This is a genomic window from Gemmatimonadaceae bacterium, assembly GCA_035606695.1.
In the GTDB taxonomy this organism is placed as follows: Bacteria; Gemmatimonadota; Gemmatimonadetes; order Gemmatimonadales; family Gemmatimonadaceae; genus JAQBQB01.
In genome coordinates this window covers 1-16,410 of record DATNEW010000021.1, presented here as the reverse complement: position 1 = coordinate 16,410, position 16,410 = coordinate 1, and the positions used below count along the sequence as shown (strand labels likewise).

The window sequence follows — 16,410 nt, the reverse complement described above, 5'->3', positions numbered from 1 at the left end:
TACTAATTTACTAACGCATGCCGCGGCGGCGCCGCAGCAGCCACTCCACGCACAACAGCACGATCGCCAGCGCGTAGGCCCATCCCTTGTCGCGCAGCCGCGGCGCCAGATCCGCCGACACCGTCCCGCGTACCGCGCCCTTCGACACCCGCGGCGCGCGCGGCAGCCATTCGCGCGACGGATTCACCGCCAGCAACGAGCTGCCGCCGCGCGTCACCGCCTCGTAGATCCCCGGCGGCAGCGGCCGCGTCTCCACCACGTTGCCATCGTTGGGGAAGCGGAGCATCAGCGAATCCACGCGTGCGCCACCGCGCGTACGCAACTCGACGCTCACGACCGAATCGCTGGGCGAGCCACGACGCCACCGCACCGGCTCGCCGGCGCGCAGCAGACGCTCGTCCGGCACCGCCGCACGCCGATCCGCGCGCTGCGCCGCCAACCAATCAAAGATACTTCCCCAGAGGGCGGTGAACGCGTCGGACGCCACGCCGCCGCGAAAGCGCCAGCGCCAGAGCCCGGAGGCCGCGATGATCGCGACGCGGCGCGGCTCATCGGTCCCGACCACGATCGGCTTCCGTTCATCCCCGCGCCCCTTTCGCGCTTCGACCGCGGTCCAACTTCCCTTCGGCGTCGTCGTCGCGATCCCGACGGGAGGCAAGCTGTCCCACAACAGACCGCTCAGCGCCGGCGCGAGCGGCGACGCCGGCGCCGCGGACGGATACCATTCACCCTCGGTGCCCGAGGTGACGATCAACGCCAACGGTCCACGCGTCGCCGAACGCGGCGGCCCGAAGGCCGCCGTGTCGCCGTGAATGATCGCCACGGGCGCCTCGCGCGTCGCGCGGCGCACCTCGGCTTCAGCGATGGGCGTCAGCGCACCTTCGACGCGCCACTCACCTGGCGCGACGCGAAAAAAACCGCGGGTCGGAATGCCGAGTGCGCCGCGCAGCACCGCGAGCGAATAGCGGGCGTCGAAGTCGGGTGACGTGGATACGAATACCGCGCTCGCCGCCGCCGACAGATCGATCGCCGCCGACAAGGTATCATTGCGCGGCTCGGCGTCTTCGGGGCTCGTCGATACGACGCGCAGAATTGCCGGCCCGGCCGCGCCGTCGAGGCGCACCTTGAACGACAGTGTGTGCTCGCCAAACGCGGGGAGCGAGTCGACGGGCGCTGTGGCGAGCGGCTTCCCGTCGAGTGACAGAGCGATCGTGCCGGGCCGCGCGCCTGCGTTGCCCGCCGCGACACCGACGCGCGCTTCGATCGTGTCGCCGCTCACGACGGCGCGCGGCACGTCGATCGACGTGACGGCGAGATCGCGTCTCGGCGGGTGCGTCACGAGAATGATGCGCGATCCGGCGGACAGGGCGCGCGCGGCGTCGGGATCATCGAGCTCGCCATCGGTGGCGACGATCAGCGGATGCCCCGCGGCGGACGCACGCTCGGCCGCGGGCCTCAGCGACGATGCCATGTCGCGTGGAACGGTCGTCGTATCGCCGCGGCGCGCGGAGTCGCCGAACGCGATGATCGACTCGGGATGCGCGCGAAGGAGCGAGTCGCGCGCCGCGCGCCAGGCGATCGTATCGCCGCGCCGCATGCTTTGTGAGACGTCGAGTGCTCCCCACGTCGACACGGGTTTCGCGCGCGCGGCGGGCGCATCGAGCACGAGCGCGACGACGATCGCCACCGCGACCACGCGCAGCAGCGCCGAGAAGGCGCTTGCCGGCGAGCGTAGCTCACGCAGGCCGTATTGGATGAGCGCGACGACGACGCCGGCGATGATGGCGACGAGCCAGGGAGACATTCGGTCTTAACCTAGTGCTCCGCGCTCGGTTTGGCCGCGAGTGAGCCGGCGCCGGAGGCGCCGATGGTTCAAGCGCTCCTTACATGCTCAGCGCGGTGCGCTGGCCATTCCCGCAAGCTTCTCAACGCCATTCACCGGCCCGTCCAGCTGAGCGAGCAGCTTGTCCTTGAACTGCTCGAACGCCGTCCGCTCATTCGCCGGAATCGGGTCGCCGCCCGTTGCCTTGAGCGCCACGCGCGGATCGCGCTGCTCGCCGTTTACGATCACCTCGAAGTGGAGGTGCGGCCCGGTGCTCAGGCCCGTGCTGCCAACGTTCGCGACATACTGGCCCATCGCCACGTGCGTGCCGACGCGAATGCCCGCCGCGTAGCGGCTCAAATGGCCGTAGCGCGTGACGAATCCATTGCGATGCCGAATCTCGAGCACGTTGCCGTAACCGTTGCTCCAGCCGGCGCGAATCACCACGCCGTCGCCGATCGCGCGCACGGGCGTGCCGTAGTTCGCCGCGTAGTCCAGGCCCTTGTGCATGCGCCATCCGCCAAGGATGGGATGCTCGCGGCCGCCGAACACGCTCGAGATGCGGCGGAATTCCAGCGGCGCGTGCAGGAAGGCGGCGCGCATCGACTTGCCCGCCTGATCGAAATACTCGCCCGTTGCGCCGTCGCTGTTGAAGTGCACGGCGTCGATCATGTTGCCCGACAGCTTGAACGTGGCCGCGATGACTTTGCCGATGCGCATCGCGCCCGTCGGCGCCACCGACCGCTCGGCGACGACTTTGAATTCGTCGCCCACCTGCAGGTCGCGGCTCATGTCGACGCGATACTCGTACACGTCCGCCAACGCCCAGGCAAGCTGCTGACGCGCGCCGCCAGGCAAATCATTCTTCGCGCTGGTGTTGATCGCGTCGTAGAGATTCGTATTGATCGTGCCGCCGACGATGATCGTATCCGTCGCCCACGCGAGTTTCTCTTCCGTACCCGTCCACGTATCGCCGTTGCGTTTGAGATGCAGCAGGCGATCGATCGACAGTTGGAGCGTCACTTCGTTTGGCGACGAATCGGCGGCTTCCGCCTTGATGGTGACGGGCATGCCCGCCGGAATGCGACGCGCATCGAGTGTCGTCGCGGCCTGAAGGGCGGCCGCGGCATCGTCGTCGCTGAATCCACCGCGCCGCAGGAGCGACTGCAGCGATTCACCGCGGCCGAGCGTGTCGAAGCGCAGCTTCCACGTGGGCGTGGCCGCCTGGGTGATGAGGACCTCGGCGGCCTTTCGCTCGGGTTCGGGAAGTTCTGGGGTAAAGCGAAGCGCGCCGGCGAGAGCCAGCGCGACCAGGCCGTACGTCAGGATGCGAACGAAACCCAGCTTCACGCGAGTTGCTTACTCCGGCGCGACGCGCATTTGCGAACAGTCGTCATAGTTCCTCACTCCGGCGCTGCGCGCCTTCGCTCGGAATTCCGCAGATACGCATCAGTCCATCTGCCTTCTGATGAACGTTGGGATCTCCATGTCGCTGAGATCACCGCGATCGTTCACGGGACGAGGGGCGCGCTGCGGCTCGGAGCGAGGCGCCGGCTGATTTCCGGTGACGCGCGCGGGACGATTGCCGGGGAATGGAATGACCGGCGAGCCCTTGGCCTGTGCGGGCGACGCACTTTCGCGCGCCGACGTTCCACCGACGTTGAGGGCGCGATCGAAGCCCGTCGCGATGACGGTGACGCGAATCTCGCCCTGCATCGCCGGCTCGTGCACGGCGCCGAAGATGATTTCCGCATCGTCGCCGACGGCGTCGTGAATGATTTCGTTGATCTGATGCACTTCGCCAAGCGTGAGATCGGCGCCGCCGGTGATGTTGACGAGCACGCCCGTCGCGCCGGAGATGGACACGTTGTCGAGCAGCGGCGAGGAAATCGCCTGCTGCGCGGCTTCCATCGCGCGATTCTCACCCTTGCCGACACCCGTGCCCATGAGGGCCGAGCCGCCGGCCTGCATGACGGTGCGCACATCGGCGAAGTCGACGTTCACGAGACCGGTGACGCTGATCAGCGACGAGATGCCCTGCGTCGCGTGGAGCAGCACTTCGTCGGCCTTCTTGAGCGCGTCCTGGAACGGAATGCCTTTGCCGACGACCGCGAGCAAGCGCTCGTTCGGCACGACGATCATCGTGTCGACGTTCTTGCGCATCTCGGCGATGCCCTGCTCCGCCTGGCGCATGCGCTTTCGTCCCTCGAAGAGGAACGGCTTGGTCACGATGCCGACGGTGAGCGCACCTGCTTCTCTCGCGAGCTCCGCGATGACCGGCGCCGCGCCGGTGCCGGTGCCGCCGCCCATGCCGCACGTGATGAACACGAGGTCCGCGCTCTTGAGCGCGCCCGAGACTTCATCGCGATTCTCATCAATCGCCTGGCGGCCGATATCGGGCCGCGCGCCGGCGCCAAGCCCGCGCGTGAGCTTCTTTCCGATCTGCACCTTCACGTCCGACTTCGACGTGATCAACGCCTGAGAATCCGTGTTCACCGAGATGAACTCGACACCCTCGAGGTGTTCGTCGATCATGCGATTGACGGCATTGCCACCGCCACCGCCGACGCCCACCACCTTCATGCGAGCGTTCTGGGTCGCGCTCTCTTCGAACTCGAAGATCATTGAGAGAGATCCGTACTTCGAAATGGTGGTGTGATCGGAACAGCGGGAAGGAGTGCTGCTACGGCGCGTTGAAGCTCGCTTCAGAACGACTGCGGACGGTCGAAATCGCTCGGGCAATATAACGCTTTCGAGCGCGCCAACCACTCCAATTTTAGGACGAGGAACCTGCGAAGAGATAACAACTTGGATGACGTACGGTTATCCACAATGTGACACGAGCGTGGCAGTTTTTTGATGCGTCATCCCGTCGCTAGAAAAAGTCCTGCAGCCAAAATTTTATCTTCCCGACGATCCCTTCCATCCCCTTCCCGCCCGGCATGCGCCGCGTCGCACCGATCCCGCCCAGCGCGATCCGACTCCCGCCGTACTGAGCGAGCCCGACCGCCGTCGCAAAACGAGGCGCTTCGACCGAATCCACCAAGCCACCGATGTTTTCGCTCGGCACGCCGACACGAACACCCGTTCCGAAGACCTCGCTCGCCAGTTCCGCTGCGCCCTGCATCGCCGCGGCGCCGCCGGTGAGCACCACCCCCGCGCTCAGCTTGCCCGCGAAACCCGCCGACGAGATGTCTCGCTGCACCAGGTCGAAGATCTCGTCCATGCGCTGGTGAATGATGTGCGCCAGCAACTCACGCGGAATCTGCCGATCGCCCTGCGCCACGGTACTCGGCAGCTGAATGACGTCGCTCGGATCGACGAGCGGCTCGTACGCGCACCCGTAGCGCTCCTTCAACCGCTCCGCATCCGCCTGCGTGACCCCCAGGCCGTGCACGATGTCGCTCGTCACGTTGTTGCCGCCGAACGCGATCGTTCCGAGATGCCGGATTTTTCCCTCGTAAAACACCGCGAGGTCGGTCGTTCCCGCGCCCATCTCCACGAGGCCGACACCGAGCTCTTTCTCGTCTTCGGTGAGCACGGCGAGCGAGCTGGCGAGCGGCTCGAGGACGAGCTCGCGCACCTTGTAACCCGCGCGCTCCACCGACTTGCGGAGGTTGATCGCCGGCGAGCTGCCGATCGTGACGAGATACATCTCCGTCTCGAGGCGCGTGCCGCTCATGCCGATCGGATCGCGAATGCCGACGTTCTTGTCGACCGTGTACTCCTGCGGAATTGCGTGCAGCAGCTCGCGATCCTGCGGAATTGCCTGCGCGCGCGCGACTTCGTTCGCCCGGTCGACGTCCGACTTGTCGATCTCGTCGTGATTCACCGCGACGATGCCTTTGCTGGTCATCGCCTGCACGTGCTCGCCCGCGATGCCGGCGTAGACCTCCTGCACCTGCGCCCCGGCCATGCGCTCGGCGTCCTGCATGGCCTTCTTGATCGAGCGCGTCGTTTCCTCGATGTCCGACACGACGCCGCGGCGCATCCCGGTGGTGCGCGCCTGTCCGACGCCCAGCACTTTGATCGTGGGATGCTTCGGAAGATCGCCCTCGACCTCGGCGATGATGGCCGTGGTCTTCGCCGATCCGATGTCGAGTCCCGCTACAAGCCGGTCAGGGTTCATAACTGCGGAATTCCGAGCGAAGGTGCGGAGTGGCGTAGCGGCTGTCTCGGCGGAATTCCGAGCGAAGGTGCGGAGCGCCGTAGCGAGGAACCATCATTGTAATCTGGCAACGACTTGATCCCGAAAACGAAGATCGAGCTCGAGAACGCGAAGCTGTTTACGCATCAGGTCCGCTTCGACGGGCTCGATCTCGGCGAGACGATCGAGTGTAACATCCTGGGTGGTACGCACGGGGATTTCCTTGAGCTGAAGCACCAGCTCATTGGGCGCCCCCGCGCGCCGCACGGTACTGACACGAGCATACAGATTCGGCAAACCCACGCGCATGGCGCCGAGTAATCGGAGCACGCCGATGTCGGGCTGCATGATCACCGGCGCATCCACAGAGACTCGCGTGGGATCGATCGGCAACGCGACGCCGCGTTCATCATACACACGAAAGCCGCCGTTCGCAGGCACGAGGGCGACGGGAGCGCGCTCGGTGACTCGAATCACGAGCGTTCCCGGGAGTTTACGCTCGACGTGGGCGCTCGCAATCTCCGGCTGCGACAGAATGCGGCGCTCGAGCGGGCCGGTTGGATCCCACACCGACTTCATCGTATCGACGTGGAGACGGTTGAGGATGTCGTTCGGCGCGACGTAGCGCGCACCCATGATCTCGATGCGATGCACGTGAAAGAACGCCATGCGGCGCATCAGCACGGGCCCCCACAGCGGCGACGACACGACGAGCAGCGCCGCGATGCCGATGAGGCTCAGACGGAGCATCCGGCGCCCGTCACGCGCCGCGGGACGCTCCTCGTCGCTCACTTGCTCTCCAGGCGCTCGAGGAGCTCGGGCCCGGTGCGCGTGATGTCGCCGGCACCGATCGTCACGACGACGTCGCCTTCGCGCACGGCGCCGGCCAACGCTTCGGCGAGCGTGCCGCGCTCGCCGCGCCAGGCCAGCGTACCGCCCGACGACTTCAGTGCGTCGCCGATCAAGCCGGACGTCACGCCTTCGATCGGCTGCTCGCGCGCCGGGTAGATCTCGGTGAGGTATACGAGATCCGCCGCCGCGAGCGATGCCCCGAACTCGCGCGCGAAGTCGCGCGTGCGCGTGTACAGATGCGGTTGAAACGCGGCGATGATTCGTCGGCCCGGAAACGCAATGCGCGCCGTCGCGAGCGCAGCCTGCACTTTCCCGGGATTGTGCGCGTAATCGTCCACCACCGCGACGCCGCGCGATTCACCGAGTCGCTGAAATCGCCGCTCGACGCCGGCGTAACTCTCGAGCCCGCGCGCCATGTCCGGAACCTTGGCACCCACCGCGAGCCCGGCGGACAACGCGGCGAGCGCGTTCAGGACATTGTGACGGCCGGGAATGCGCAGCTGCACGTCGCCCAGCGCTTCGTCATCGAACACGACGTGAAACGTCGAGCCGTTCGGTCCGAGCGAGAGATTCTTCGCGACCACCCGTGCATCCGCCGAGTCGATGCCGAAGCGAATGACCTCGGTGCTGCTCGGGGTGATCATCGAGCTCGCGCCGGCATCGTCCGCGCACAACACGATCGTTCGCGCGCCGCGCGCAAATTGCGCGAACGTGCGCTTGATGTCGGCGAGATCCGCGTAGATGTCGAGATGGTCCGCGTCGATGTTGTTCACCACCGCGACGGTCGGCGAGAGTGTGAGGAACGATCGATCGTATTCGTCGGCTTCGACGATGTAGAGACGATCGCTGCCGGGGTGCAGATTGCCCTGCCACGCCGATACCCGGCCGCCCGCGAGCGCGGTTGGTGTTCGTCCGGCCGCATCGAGCGCGGCGGTCGTCATCACCGTCGTCGTGGTCTTGCCATGCGTGCCGGCGATCGCGATGAGCTCGCGCCCGGCGGTTGCTTCGCCGAGTGCTTCGGCGCGGCGAATGACGGGAATGCCAAGCTCGCGCGCGCGCACGAGCTCGGGATGATCCTTCGGCATGGCCGACGTGACGACGAGCGCGCGTGCGCCGGCGACGTGCGCGACGTCGTGGTTCGTGACCTGAATGCCGAGTCGCTCGAGATCCGGCGCGCTTTCGGGATGCGCGTCGCAGCCGGTGATCGGCACGCCCTGACGGAAGAACAGCTCCGCCAGCGCGTTCATGCCCGCGCCGGCGATTCCGACGAAGTGGATGGGACGCGTGTCGGATGGATCGATCAGAGGCATGGACATGAAACTAAGTTGTCGTGCCGAGAGGTGTCATCCTGACCCTGAGCGTAGCGAAGGGGAAGGACCCCTTGGTCGCCGAGGAGAACTCCTCCGCCGCGAAAGGGGTCCTTCGCCGCGCTCAGGATGACAGCAAATGCAGTATCCTCCGCGCAATCTCCGCTGCCGCATTGGGCCTCGCGCGCGCGGCCGCACCGGCCGACAACCGGTCCATCTCTCCCGGGGACTCGAGCAGCTTGCGCACGGTGGCATCGAGTCGTTCGACCGTGAACTGCGCCTGCGGAATGTGAATCGCCGCGCCGGCGCGCTCGAGCGTCACGGCGTTCGTGCTTTGATGATCCGCCGCGGCCGTCGGCAGCGGAATCAGGATCGCGGGAATCTCCCACGCGAAGAGCTCGGCGGTCGTCATCGCCCCCGCGCGCGCGACGGCGAGATCGGTCGCCGCATACGCCTCGCTGATCGGCGCGAGATAGTCGCGCACGCGCACGCGCGGTCCCTCACAATGCTTGAACTGTTCGTACGTCGCGCGCCCCGTTCCCCAGATAACGTATAGGTTTTCGGGAAGCGAACGATCGACCCACTCCGCGACGACCTCGTTGATCGCGCGCGATCCCTGGCTGCCTCCGTAGACGAGCAGCACGTGGCCGCCGGTCGGCGGAAATCCCCACTTCACTCGCGCGGCCGCGCGGTCCGGGCGGGGCGACGGCGGCGGCTCGATCGGCGCGCCGGTGTCGATCAGCGAACCTGGATGATGCGACGTCAGCACGCGCGCCGCTTCAGGAAAGTTGAGATAGATCTCGCGCGACCAGCGGCTGAACGCGCGCGCGGTGAGTCCGGGAAAGCTGTCGCCCGCCTGCTGCACGATGGGAATGCGGTGCATCACGGCGTACGCCAGCGCGAGCCCCGCCGCATAGCCGCCGGTTCCGACGATCAGGGCGGGCCGCTCCTGCTTCACCATGGCGGACAGCCGCCGCCACGACGTCGACAATCCCGCCACCGTCTTCGCGTTGTTCCACACCGCCGTTCGGTAGAGCGGATGGAGATCGAGCAGCAGATATGGAAATTCAGTCGTCGGCAGCACCGTGCGCTCGATGCCGCGCTGCGCGCCGATGAAGAACGGCTCGACCGACGCATCCGCCCGCACGAGGGCGCGCGCGATCGCGATGCCTGGATAGAGATGCCCGCCGGTGCCCCCACCCGCGAAGACGATGCGCGTCATGGCCCGTGCGAAGTGCGGGACTTATGCCGCGGCGACGGCGAGCGGGTCCGTGGCGCGGCTGCCCATCACGCGTTCCTTCTCGCTGCCGATGTTCACGAGAATGCCGGTGAACAACATCGTCAGGACGAGATTGGAACGGCCGTACGATACGAACGGCAACGTGAGACCCGTGGTCGGCAACAGACCGATGACCACGCCGATGTGCAGAAACGCGGTGAGCACGGTCGTGAACGTCAATCCCACCGCCACGAGCTGCAGGAACGGCGAGCGCGCCTTCCGCGCGATTCTGAAGCCGAACAACCCATAGATCGCGAACGCGATCGTGATGCCCGCAAGCCCGACGAATCCCCACTCCTCGCCGATGTTGCTCGCGACGAAGTCGCTATAAGGAAACGGAACGAAATACGCTTGCTGCATGCCCTCGCCGAAGCCGCGCCCGAACCAGCCGCCCGATCCGACGGCGATCAACGACTGCTGCAGCTGATAGCTGATGTCAGCCGGCGCCTGCCCGGGCTCGAAGAACGCGGTCAAACGCGCGAGCGCGTAGCGCCACTTGTCGATCTTCGTGATGGCAATCGGAAACATCATCGCGCCGAGCGCCACGAAGTGGCTCATGCGCGCGCCACCGACGAAGAGCAGCAGTGCCATCAACAGGAAATACAGCATCGACACCGACAGGTCCGGCTCGAGCGCAGCGAGCGCGGCCAGGAGGCCGATGACGACGAGGAATGGAACCAGGCCCTTGCTGAAACGCTTGAGGCTGTCGCCCTTCTTCACGATCAGCATGGAACACCACACGACCACCGACAGCTTTCCGAATTCCGACGGCTGAAACGACGAACCAATCAGGAATCGGCGCGAGCCGTGAATCACCGGCGCGAACTTCGCCGGCAGCACGAGCACCGCGAACATCGTCGCGATCGTGAACCACATCAGCGGCCACGCCCATTCACGCAGTTTCTCGGCATCGAACTTCGCGGCGATGGCGAACACCACGATGCCGGCGGCGACGCCGCTCAATTGCTTGAGGAGAAAGTAGGCGCTCTGGCCATTGTGGTCGTTGGCGGCGACGAAGGCGCTCGCGCTGTACAGCACGGCGAGGCCGAACGCGGTGATGATGGCGCTCACGAGCACCATGCCGCGCGCCTCCGGGCCCATTTTCCACCGTTCGCGAACGGCGGATGCCGCGACCGCCTTCATGCGTGGTCGCGCGCCGCTAGCGGGAGACGACGGCAAGCCGCTTGAACTCCCGGCCCCGTTCTTCATAGTTGTCGAACATGTCGTAGCTCGAGCAGGCTGGAGAGAGAAGCACGACGTCTCCGGGCTGCGCAAGCTGGCGTGCGGCCGCGATGACGTCCTCGAACGACGATCCGAGCCGGGTCAACGGCACGACGCCATGAAGATCCTTCTCGATGAGCGGCGCTGCTTCACCGTACGCGATCACCGCGCGTGCCGTCCGCTTGAGCTCGGGCACGAGATCGGTATATGGCGCGCCCTTGTGCTTGCCGCCCAGCAACAGCACCGTCGGCTTGGTCATTCCGCGCAACGCGATGCGCGTCGACTCGACCGTCGTCGACTTCGAGTCGTTGATCCAGGTCACCCCACCCTGTTCGGCCGCGGTCTCGATTCGATGCTCCAGCGCCGAGAAGGTCGCGAGCGCGCCGCCGATCTTCTTGAGCGCCTGCTCGCCCCGATGATCGCGCTCGGCGATCATCACCGCGAGCGCGGCCGCGAGTGCGTTCGCCACGTTGTGGTCGCCGAGCAGCGGCAAATCCCGACGATCCAGAATCGGGTGCCCCAGCACGCACAGCCGGTCCTTGTCGCGATCGTAATACGCGTCGCTCTTGCCACGCACCGAAAATCGGCACTGCATGCCGGTTACGTGCTCCGTCATGGACTGCACGTCCGAATCGTCGGCGTTCGTGACCCAGTGCGATGCCGCTGTCGCGTTGCGGAAGAGCAGCGCCTTGTCGCCGTAATACTCCTCGACGCTGTTGTACCGGTCGAGATGATTCGCCGAGAGATTCGTCAACACGCCGACCTCGGGATCGATGCTCGGGGTATCGTGCAGCTGAAACGACGACACCTCGAGCGCCACCCACTCGGGCGGCTGCTTCGCCATCGCCAGCTCCGTCAGCGGGGTCCCGATGTTCCCCGCCGTCTCCGCGCGACGACCGAGTGCCTTGAGGAGGTGGCCCATCAGCGCCGTCGTCGTCGTCTTGCCGTTGGTGCCGGTGACGGCGATGTATTTGAGACTCGGCAGAAATCGCAGGCCGATCTCGATCTCGCTCACGATGTCGACGCCCGCCCGGCGCGCGGCGACGAAGGGCGCGGCGTCGGGCGGCACACCGGGACTGGCGACGACCAGCTTGCAGCGCGCGATGCGCTCGAGATCGTGTCCGCCCAGCTGCACGTCGACGCCGTCATGATGGAGCTCGACCGCGGTTTGTTCGAGCCGTTCGTCGCGCGAGTAGTCGGACGCGTACACGTCCGATCCGGCGCGTGCCAGCAACTGCGCCGCCGACCGTCCGCTGCGCGCCAGGCCGACCACCGCGATTTCCCCACCGAGCCATTCCGACCGCATCGCCGGATCCGAATTACGCATCACGCCCTCTCATCTCAATTTGAGAGTACTCAGCGCGAAGAACGCGCAGAGAATGCCGATGATCCAGAATCGTACGACCACCTGCGTCTCCGCCCAACCGATCTCTTCGAAATGGTGATGCAGCGGTGCTCGTCGAAAGACGCGGTGGGCTTGAGCATACTCCAGCCCGCGACGCTGTTTCAGATACTTGAACACATAACGCTGCACCACCACCGACATCATCTCCGCAACGAAGAGCGCGCCCACGAACGCCAGCACGAACTCCGACTTGAGCAGCAGCGCGATTCCACCCAACGCACCGCCCAGCGCGAGCGCACCCGTGTCGCCCATGAACACCTGCGCGGGGTGCGTGTTGAACCAGAGAAATCCGATCAGCGCGCCCACCATGCCGAGGCAGAACACGGTGAGCTCGCCCGAATCCTGAAGGTTGAAGACGCCCAGATAACGACTCAGGTCCACGCGACCCATGATGTACGCGAAGATCGCGAACGTACCGAAGGCAATCGCCGAGAGTCCGGCGGCGAGACCGTCCAACCCGTCGGTGATGTTCACCGCGTTCGTGGTACCGATGAGGATGAACGTCGTCCACGCCACGTAGAGAAACGCGAACTTCGGCCACCACACGAGCAGGACGTACTTGAGAAATGGCAGCGTCGACGACGCGCCCGGCAGATTCGGCGACAACGGATGCTGCCACAGATACCAACCGAGCGTCACCCCGGCAACGAACTGGCCGGCGAGCTTGTACTTCTCGACCAGCCCGCGATTTTTTTCGCCGCGCCGCTTCTGCCGCAGCTTGAGCGTGTCGTCGAGAAATCCGATCAGGCCCATCCAGATCGTGATCGCGATCGCGATCCACAAGTACGGATGGCTGATGCTGAACCGCCCCCAGAGCGCGATGGACAACAGCGAGCTGCCCAGAATGATCAAGCCGCCCATCGTCGGCGTCGTACCCTTCGCGGCATGCGAGTCGGGCGTTCCTTCGCGCACGACCTGGTGCATCGACTGCCGCTTCAGCGCCGCCATGATGATCGGACCGACGATGAAGGACAGGAGCAGTGCCGTCACCGCCGCGCCGACCGCGCGCAGAGAGATGTACTGGAAGACGTTCAGAACTTTGTATTGTCGGGAGAGCGGGTACAAAAATGAGTAGAGCATTAGCAAATCAAAATGGCGGAATTCCGAGCGAAGGTGCGAAGCGCTGTAGCGAGGAACGATAAATCAAAATGTCACGCGCGTTGACCCGCCCACTCCGTGATCGGACCCACCAGACGCTCGAGCCGCATGCCTCGCGAACCTTTGAGGAGGATAACCGCTTCGGGTTCCAGCCGCGGCGAAAGCGCCCGCCACAGTCCATCCACGTCGTCGGCGGTAATGACGCGCGAATCCCCGGGTGCGATACGCCCCAGCGCGGACGCGAACTCGCCGATGGCGGCCACGATCTCCAATCCGGCATCGAGCGCGTCGCGCGCCACGTCCTCGTGCAGCCGCGGCGTCGATGGACCCAGCTCCAGCATCGTCCCCAGCACCGCCACTCGCTGACGACCGGCGCCCGCGTGCTGGAGCAGCTCGATCGCCGCGCGTGCCGAGCCCGGATTCGAGTTGTACGCGTCGTTGATCAGTGTCACTCGCCCGACTTGCTCGACACTCGACCGCATCGGCGGAACGGGCATCGACGCAATGCCGCGCGCCGCGTCGGCGGCCGTCACGCCGATCTCGCGCGCCACGGCGAACGCCAGCATCGCATTCCGCAGATTGTGCACGCCGCGCAGCGGTACGGTGAGCTCGACGTCGTCGATGGTCAGGCGTCCGCGTCCATCGGGCTCGACACTCCACGACCGCGGGCGGACATCGCCCGCATCGAGACCGGCACTCACGACTCGCTCCGCCTTGTCGCGCGCCGCCTGGACGACGTCGGTCTGCGCCGCGGGGACGATCGCGGCGGCAACTCCATCGGTCCCCGCCATCTCTTCACGCAGCACGCCGGCCAGGTCGCCCAATCCCTCGAGGTGCTCCTCGGCGATCGACGTCACCACCGTGATGTTCGGCTCGACGATCGCGCGCAGCCGCGCGACTTCACCCGGCTGGTTGGTACCCATCTCGATCACCGCCACGTCGACCGACTCGGGCATCGCGAGGAGCGTCAGCGGCACGCCGATCAGGTTGTTCAAATTGCCCGTCGTCGCGTGAACCTCGAGCACGCCGCCAAGCGCCGCCTTGAGCAACTCTTTCGTGCTCGTCTTTCCATTCGTGCCGACGACGGCGATGACGGGTTTCATCAACGCACGGCGATGGAACGTGCCGAGCGCGCCCAGCGCAACGAGCGTGTCGCGCACCTCGAATACCGGAACGCCGAGCCTCGCGGCCTTGCCCGCCTGCGAGACGACGAGACCCGTCGCGCCGTTCGCGACCGCCTCGGCAAGAAAATCGTGCGCGTCGAACCGCTCACCAACGAGCGCCACGAACAAATCGCCCGGCTCGATGGTTCGCGTATCCGTCCACACGCGGCCAAACGTCCCTGCTCCGCGCGGCAAGTTCACCGGCGCCAACGGAGTCAGTGCGTGGGCGACGCGATCGAGCGACCAGAACGTCGATTTGGCGACGACCGGAGGTGCGGTGCTCATCGCGTGTTCTCATGCGCGCCCGATCGCGCGCTCCCATGCGCGATCTCGGCGGACAGCTCCCCGACGATTTGCTTTTCGTCGAAGGGCAGCTTCTCGGTGCCGCGAACTTGATACGTCTCATGTCCCTTGCCGGCGAGGACGATCACGTCGCGCGGCGACGCGATCTCCAGCGCGCGCGCGATCGCCGCGCGCCGGTCCTCGATACGCTCGTGATTCGTGCCGTGCATGCCGGTGAAGATCTCGTCGAGAATGGATTCGGGATTTTCGGTGCGCGGATTGTCGCTCGTGACGATCACCAAATTCGCCTTCGCTTCCGCGATGCCGCCCATCACGGGTCGCTTGCCGCGATCGCGGTCGCCACCGCAGCCGAACACCACGATCAAGCGTTCCGGCGCAAACGGACGCACGGCATCGAGCGCGCGAGCGAGCGCGTCCGGCGTATGCGCGTAATCGCGCAGCACCGTCGGTGAATCGCGCAGCACCTCCAGCCGCCCGGGCACCTGCGGCATCGACGACAACCGTTCGCCGATGCGCGCATTCGGAACGCCGAGCGCGTACGCCGCGGCCGCGGCGCCGAGTGCGTTGATGACGTTGAAGTCGCCGATGACCGGAAGGCGAACTCGTGTCGAAGCACCGTCGAGCACGACATCGAATTCGCTCCCCCGCGGACCGAATTGAATGTGCTCCGCGTGAACCTCGGCGCTTGGCACCCGTTCGCTGAATGCCACGCGACGCCGGTCCGTCTTGAGCGCGGCCCACGCCTTGTCGTCGAGATTGTAGACGACGGTGCCGTGCGGGAGCAGATGCTCGACCAATCTCGCCTTGGCCGCGAAGTAGCGCTCCATCGTGCCGTGGTAGTCGAGATGATCGCGGGTCAGGTTCGTGAACCCGACGACGTCGAAGAACACGCCATCGACGCGGCGCTGGTCGAGCGAATGCGACGAAACTTCCATCGCAATGCGGCGCACCCCGGCGTCGTGCAGCGCGCGAAAGATGCGCTGCAGCTCGATCGGCCCCGGCGTCGTGAGTCCGCCGCCGCCCTCGAGTGGCTCGCCCTCGCTGCCGATCAGCACCCCGAGCGTACCGATCGACGCGCTGCGCGCGCTCGGTTCGTCGAGCAAGTGGCGCAGCATGTTGACCGTCGTCGTCTTGCCGTTCGTGCCGGTGATTCCGACCAGCTGCAGCTCGCGCGCGGGAAATCCGTACGCCGCCGCACCGGCGATCGCCGCTGCGCGCCGGCCGTCGTTCACAACCAGTGCGGGCAGCGTGGTGCGCGCCGCATCCTGCACGATCGCCGCGACCGCGCCCGCGTTCGCGGCAGCGTCGAGGTAGTCGTGGCCATCGCGCTCACTACCACGCACGGCGACGAACAGGTATCCGGGGCGAACCGCGCGACTGTCGTCGGTGATGCCGGTCAGCGCTTTCGCGTTCCCGGCCACCGCGCCGCGCCGCTCGACGAGAAGGCCTGCCTCGGCGAGCGCCTGCGCGAGCGTATCGATGTCAGCGTGCATTCACGTGCGTTCAGTAGTCGAAGAGCAGTCGAACCAGAGTTCCAGTGGGTGCCAGCTCGCCGGCCGACGGACTCGTCGCTGAGCCGCCGCCTGCCGCGCGCGCGAGCTGCACGCGAAACCCCGCATTGTGCAACGACCGCACCGCGTCGCGGAGCGGCAAGCCGCGGATGTCGGGAACGGGGTGCATCGTGCGCGGTGCCGGCGCGCTCGCCGGCATCGGCAGCGTCACCACAATAGGGACGCTGGCGTCGTCGGCGGCTGTGTCGGTGGTCACCGCCGGCGGGCTGGTCCGCGCGTTTTGTTCGACGGGAACGGCCTGC

Annotated in this window: 13 protein-coding genes; all 13 read right to left on the bottom strand. The window is 66.3% G+C overall.

Annotation, left to right across the window (positions count from 1 at the left end; translation table 11 throughout):
* Window positions 1–10: 10 nt before the first annotated feature.
* Window positions 11–1,804 carry a hypothetical protein gene (locus tag VN706_09180; GenBank protein HXT15791.1) on the bottom strand — a complete coding sequence of 598 codons (1,794 nt, stop codon included), beginning with the start codon at window positions 1,802–1,804 and terminating at the stop codon, window positions 11–13.
* Between the two features lie 87 nt (window positions 1,805–1,891).
* Entirely contained in the window at window positions 1,892–3,172 is a 1,281-nt protein-coding gene (locus tag VN706_09175; GenBank protein ID HXT15790.1) for a M23 family metallopeptidase, read from the bottom strand.
* 99 nt (window positions 3,173–3,271) lie between these two features.
* A complete protein-coding gene (ftsZ, locus tag VN706_09170) occupies window positions 3,272–4,447 on the bottom strand; it encodes a cell division protein FtsZ (GenBank protein HXT15789.1) in 1,176 nt (391 codons plus the stop codon).
* 250 nt (window positions 4,448–4,697) lie between these two features.
* The gene (gene ftsA / locus VN706_09165; GenBank protein HXT15788.1) at window positions 4,698–5,951 is read right to left on the bottom strand and encodes a cell division protein FtsA; all 1,254 of its coding nucleotides are present in this window, start codon (window positions 5,949–5,951) and stop codon (window positions 4,698–4,700) included.
* 93 nt (window positions 5,952–6,044) lie between these two features.
* A complete protein-coding gene (locus VN706_09160; GenBank protein HXT15787.1) occupies window positions 6,045–6,761 on the bottom strand; it encodes an FtsQ-type POTRA domain-containing protein in 717 nt (238 codons plus the stop codon).
* On the bottom strand, window positions 6,758–8,137 hold the full coding sequence (gene murC, locus VN706_09155) for a UDP-N-acetylmuramate--L-alanine ligase (protein HXT15786.1): 1,380 nt from the start codon (window positions 8,135–8,137) through the stop codon (window positions 6,758–6,760). The genes VN706_09160 and murC overlap by 4 nt, the downstream gene beginning before the upstream one ends.
* A gap of 115 nt (window positions 8,138–8,252) precedes the next feature.
* Window positions 8,253–9,350, bottom strand: a complete 1,098-nt coding sequence (locus tag VN706_09150; protein HXT15785.1) for a UDP-N-acetylglucosamine--N-acetylmuramyl-(pentapeptide) pyrophosphoryl-undecaprenol N-acetylglucosamine transferase — start codon at window positions 9,348–9,350, stop codon at window positions 8,253–8,255.
* A 21-nt stretch (window positions 9,351–9,371) separates the two neighbouring features.
* Window positions 9,372–10,550: an FtsW/RodA/SpoVE family cell cycle protein gene (locus VN706_09145; protein ID HXT15784.1), complete on the bottom strand. Its 1,179-nt coding sequence runs from the start codon at window positions 10,548–10,550 to the stop codon at window positions 9,372–9,374.
* A 16-nt stretch (window positions 10,551–10,566) separates the two neighbouring features.
* A complete protein-coding gene (gene murD / locus VN706_09140; protein HXT15783.1) occupies window positions 10,567–11,955 on the bottom strand; it encodes a UDP-N-acetylmuramoyl-L-alanine--D-glutamate ligase in 1,389 nt (462 codons plus the stop codon).
* 9 nt (window positions 11,956–11,964) lie between these two features.
* Window positions 11,965–13,113, bottom strand: a complete 1,149-nt coding sequence (gene mraY, locus VN706_09135; GenBank protein ID HXT15782.1) for a phospho-N-acetylmuramoyl-pentapeptide-transferase — start codon at window positions 13,111–13,113, stop codon at window positions 11,965–11,967.
* A gap of 71 nt (window positions 13,114–13,184) precedes the next feature.
* Entirely contained in the window at window positions 13,185–14,579 is a 1,395-nt protein-coding gene (gene murF, locus VN706_09130) for a UDP-N-acetylmuramoyl-tripeptide--D-alanyl-D-alanine ligase (GenBank protein ID HXT15781.1), read from the bottom strand.
* A complete protein-coding gene (locus VN706_09125) occupies window positions 14,576–16,090 on the bottom strand; it encodes a UDP-N-acetylmuramoyl-L-alanyl-D-glutamate--2,6-diaminopimelate ligase (protein HXT15780.1) in 1,515 nt (504 codons plus the stop codon). Before VN706_09125 ends, murF begins: the two co-directional genes overlap by 4 nt.
* Before the next feature lie 10 nt (window positions 16,091–16,100).
* On the bottom strand, window positions 16,101–16,410 hold a 310-nt coding region (locus VN706_09120), incomplete at its 5' end, for a PASTA domain-containing protein (GenBank protein HXT15779.1).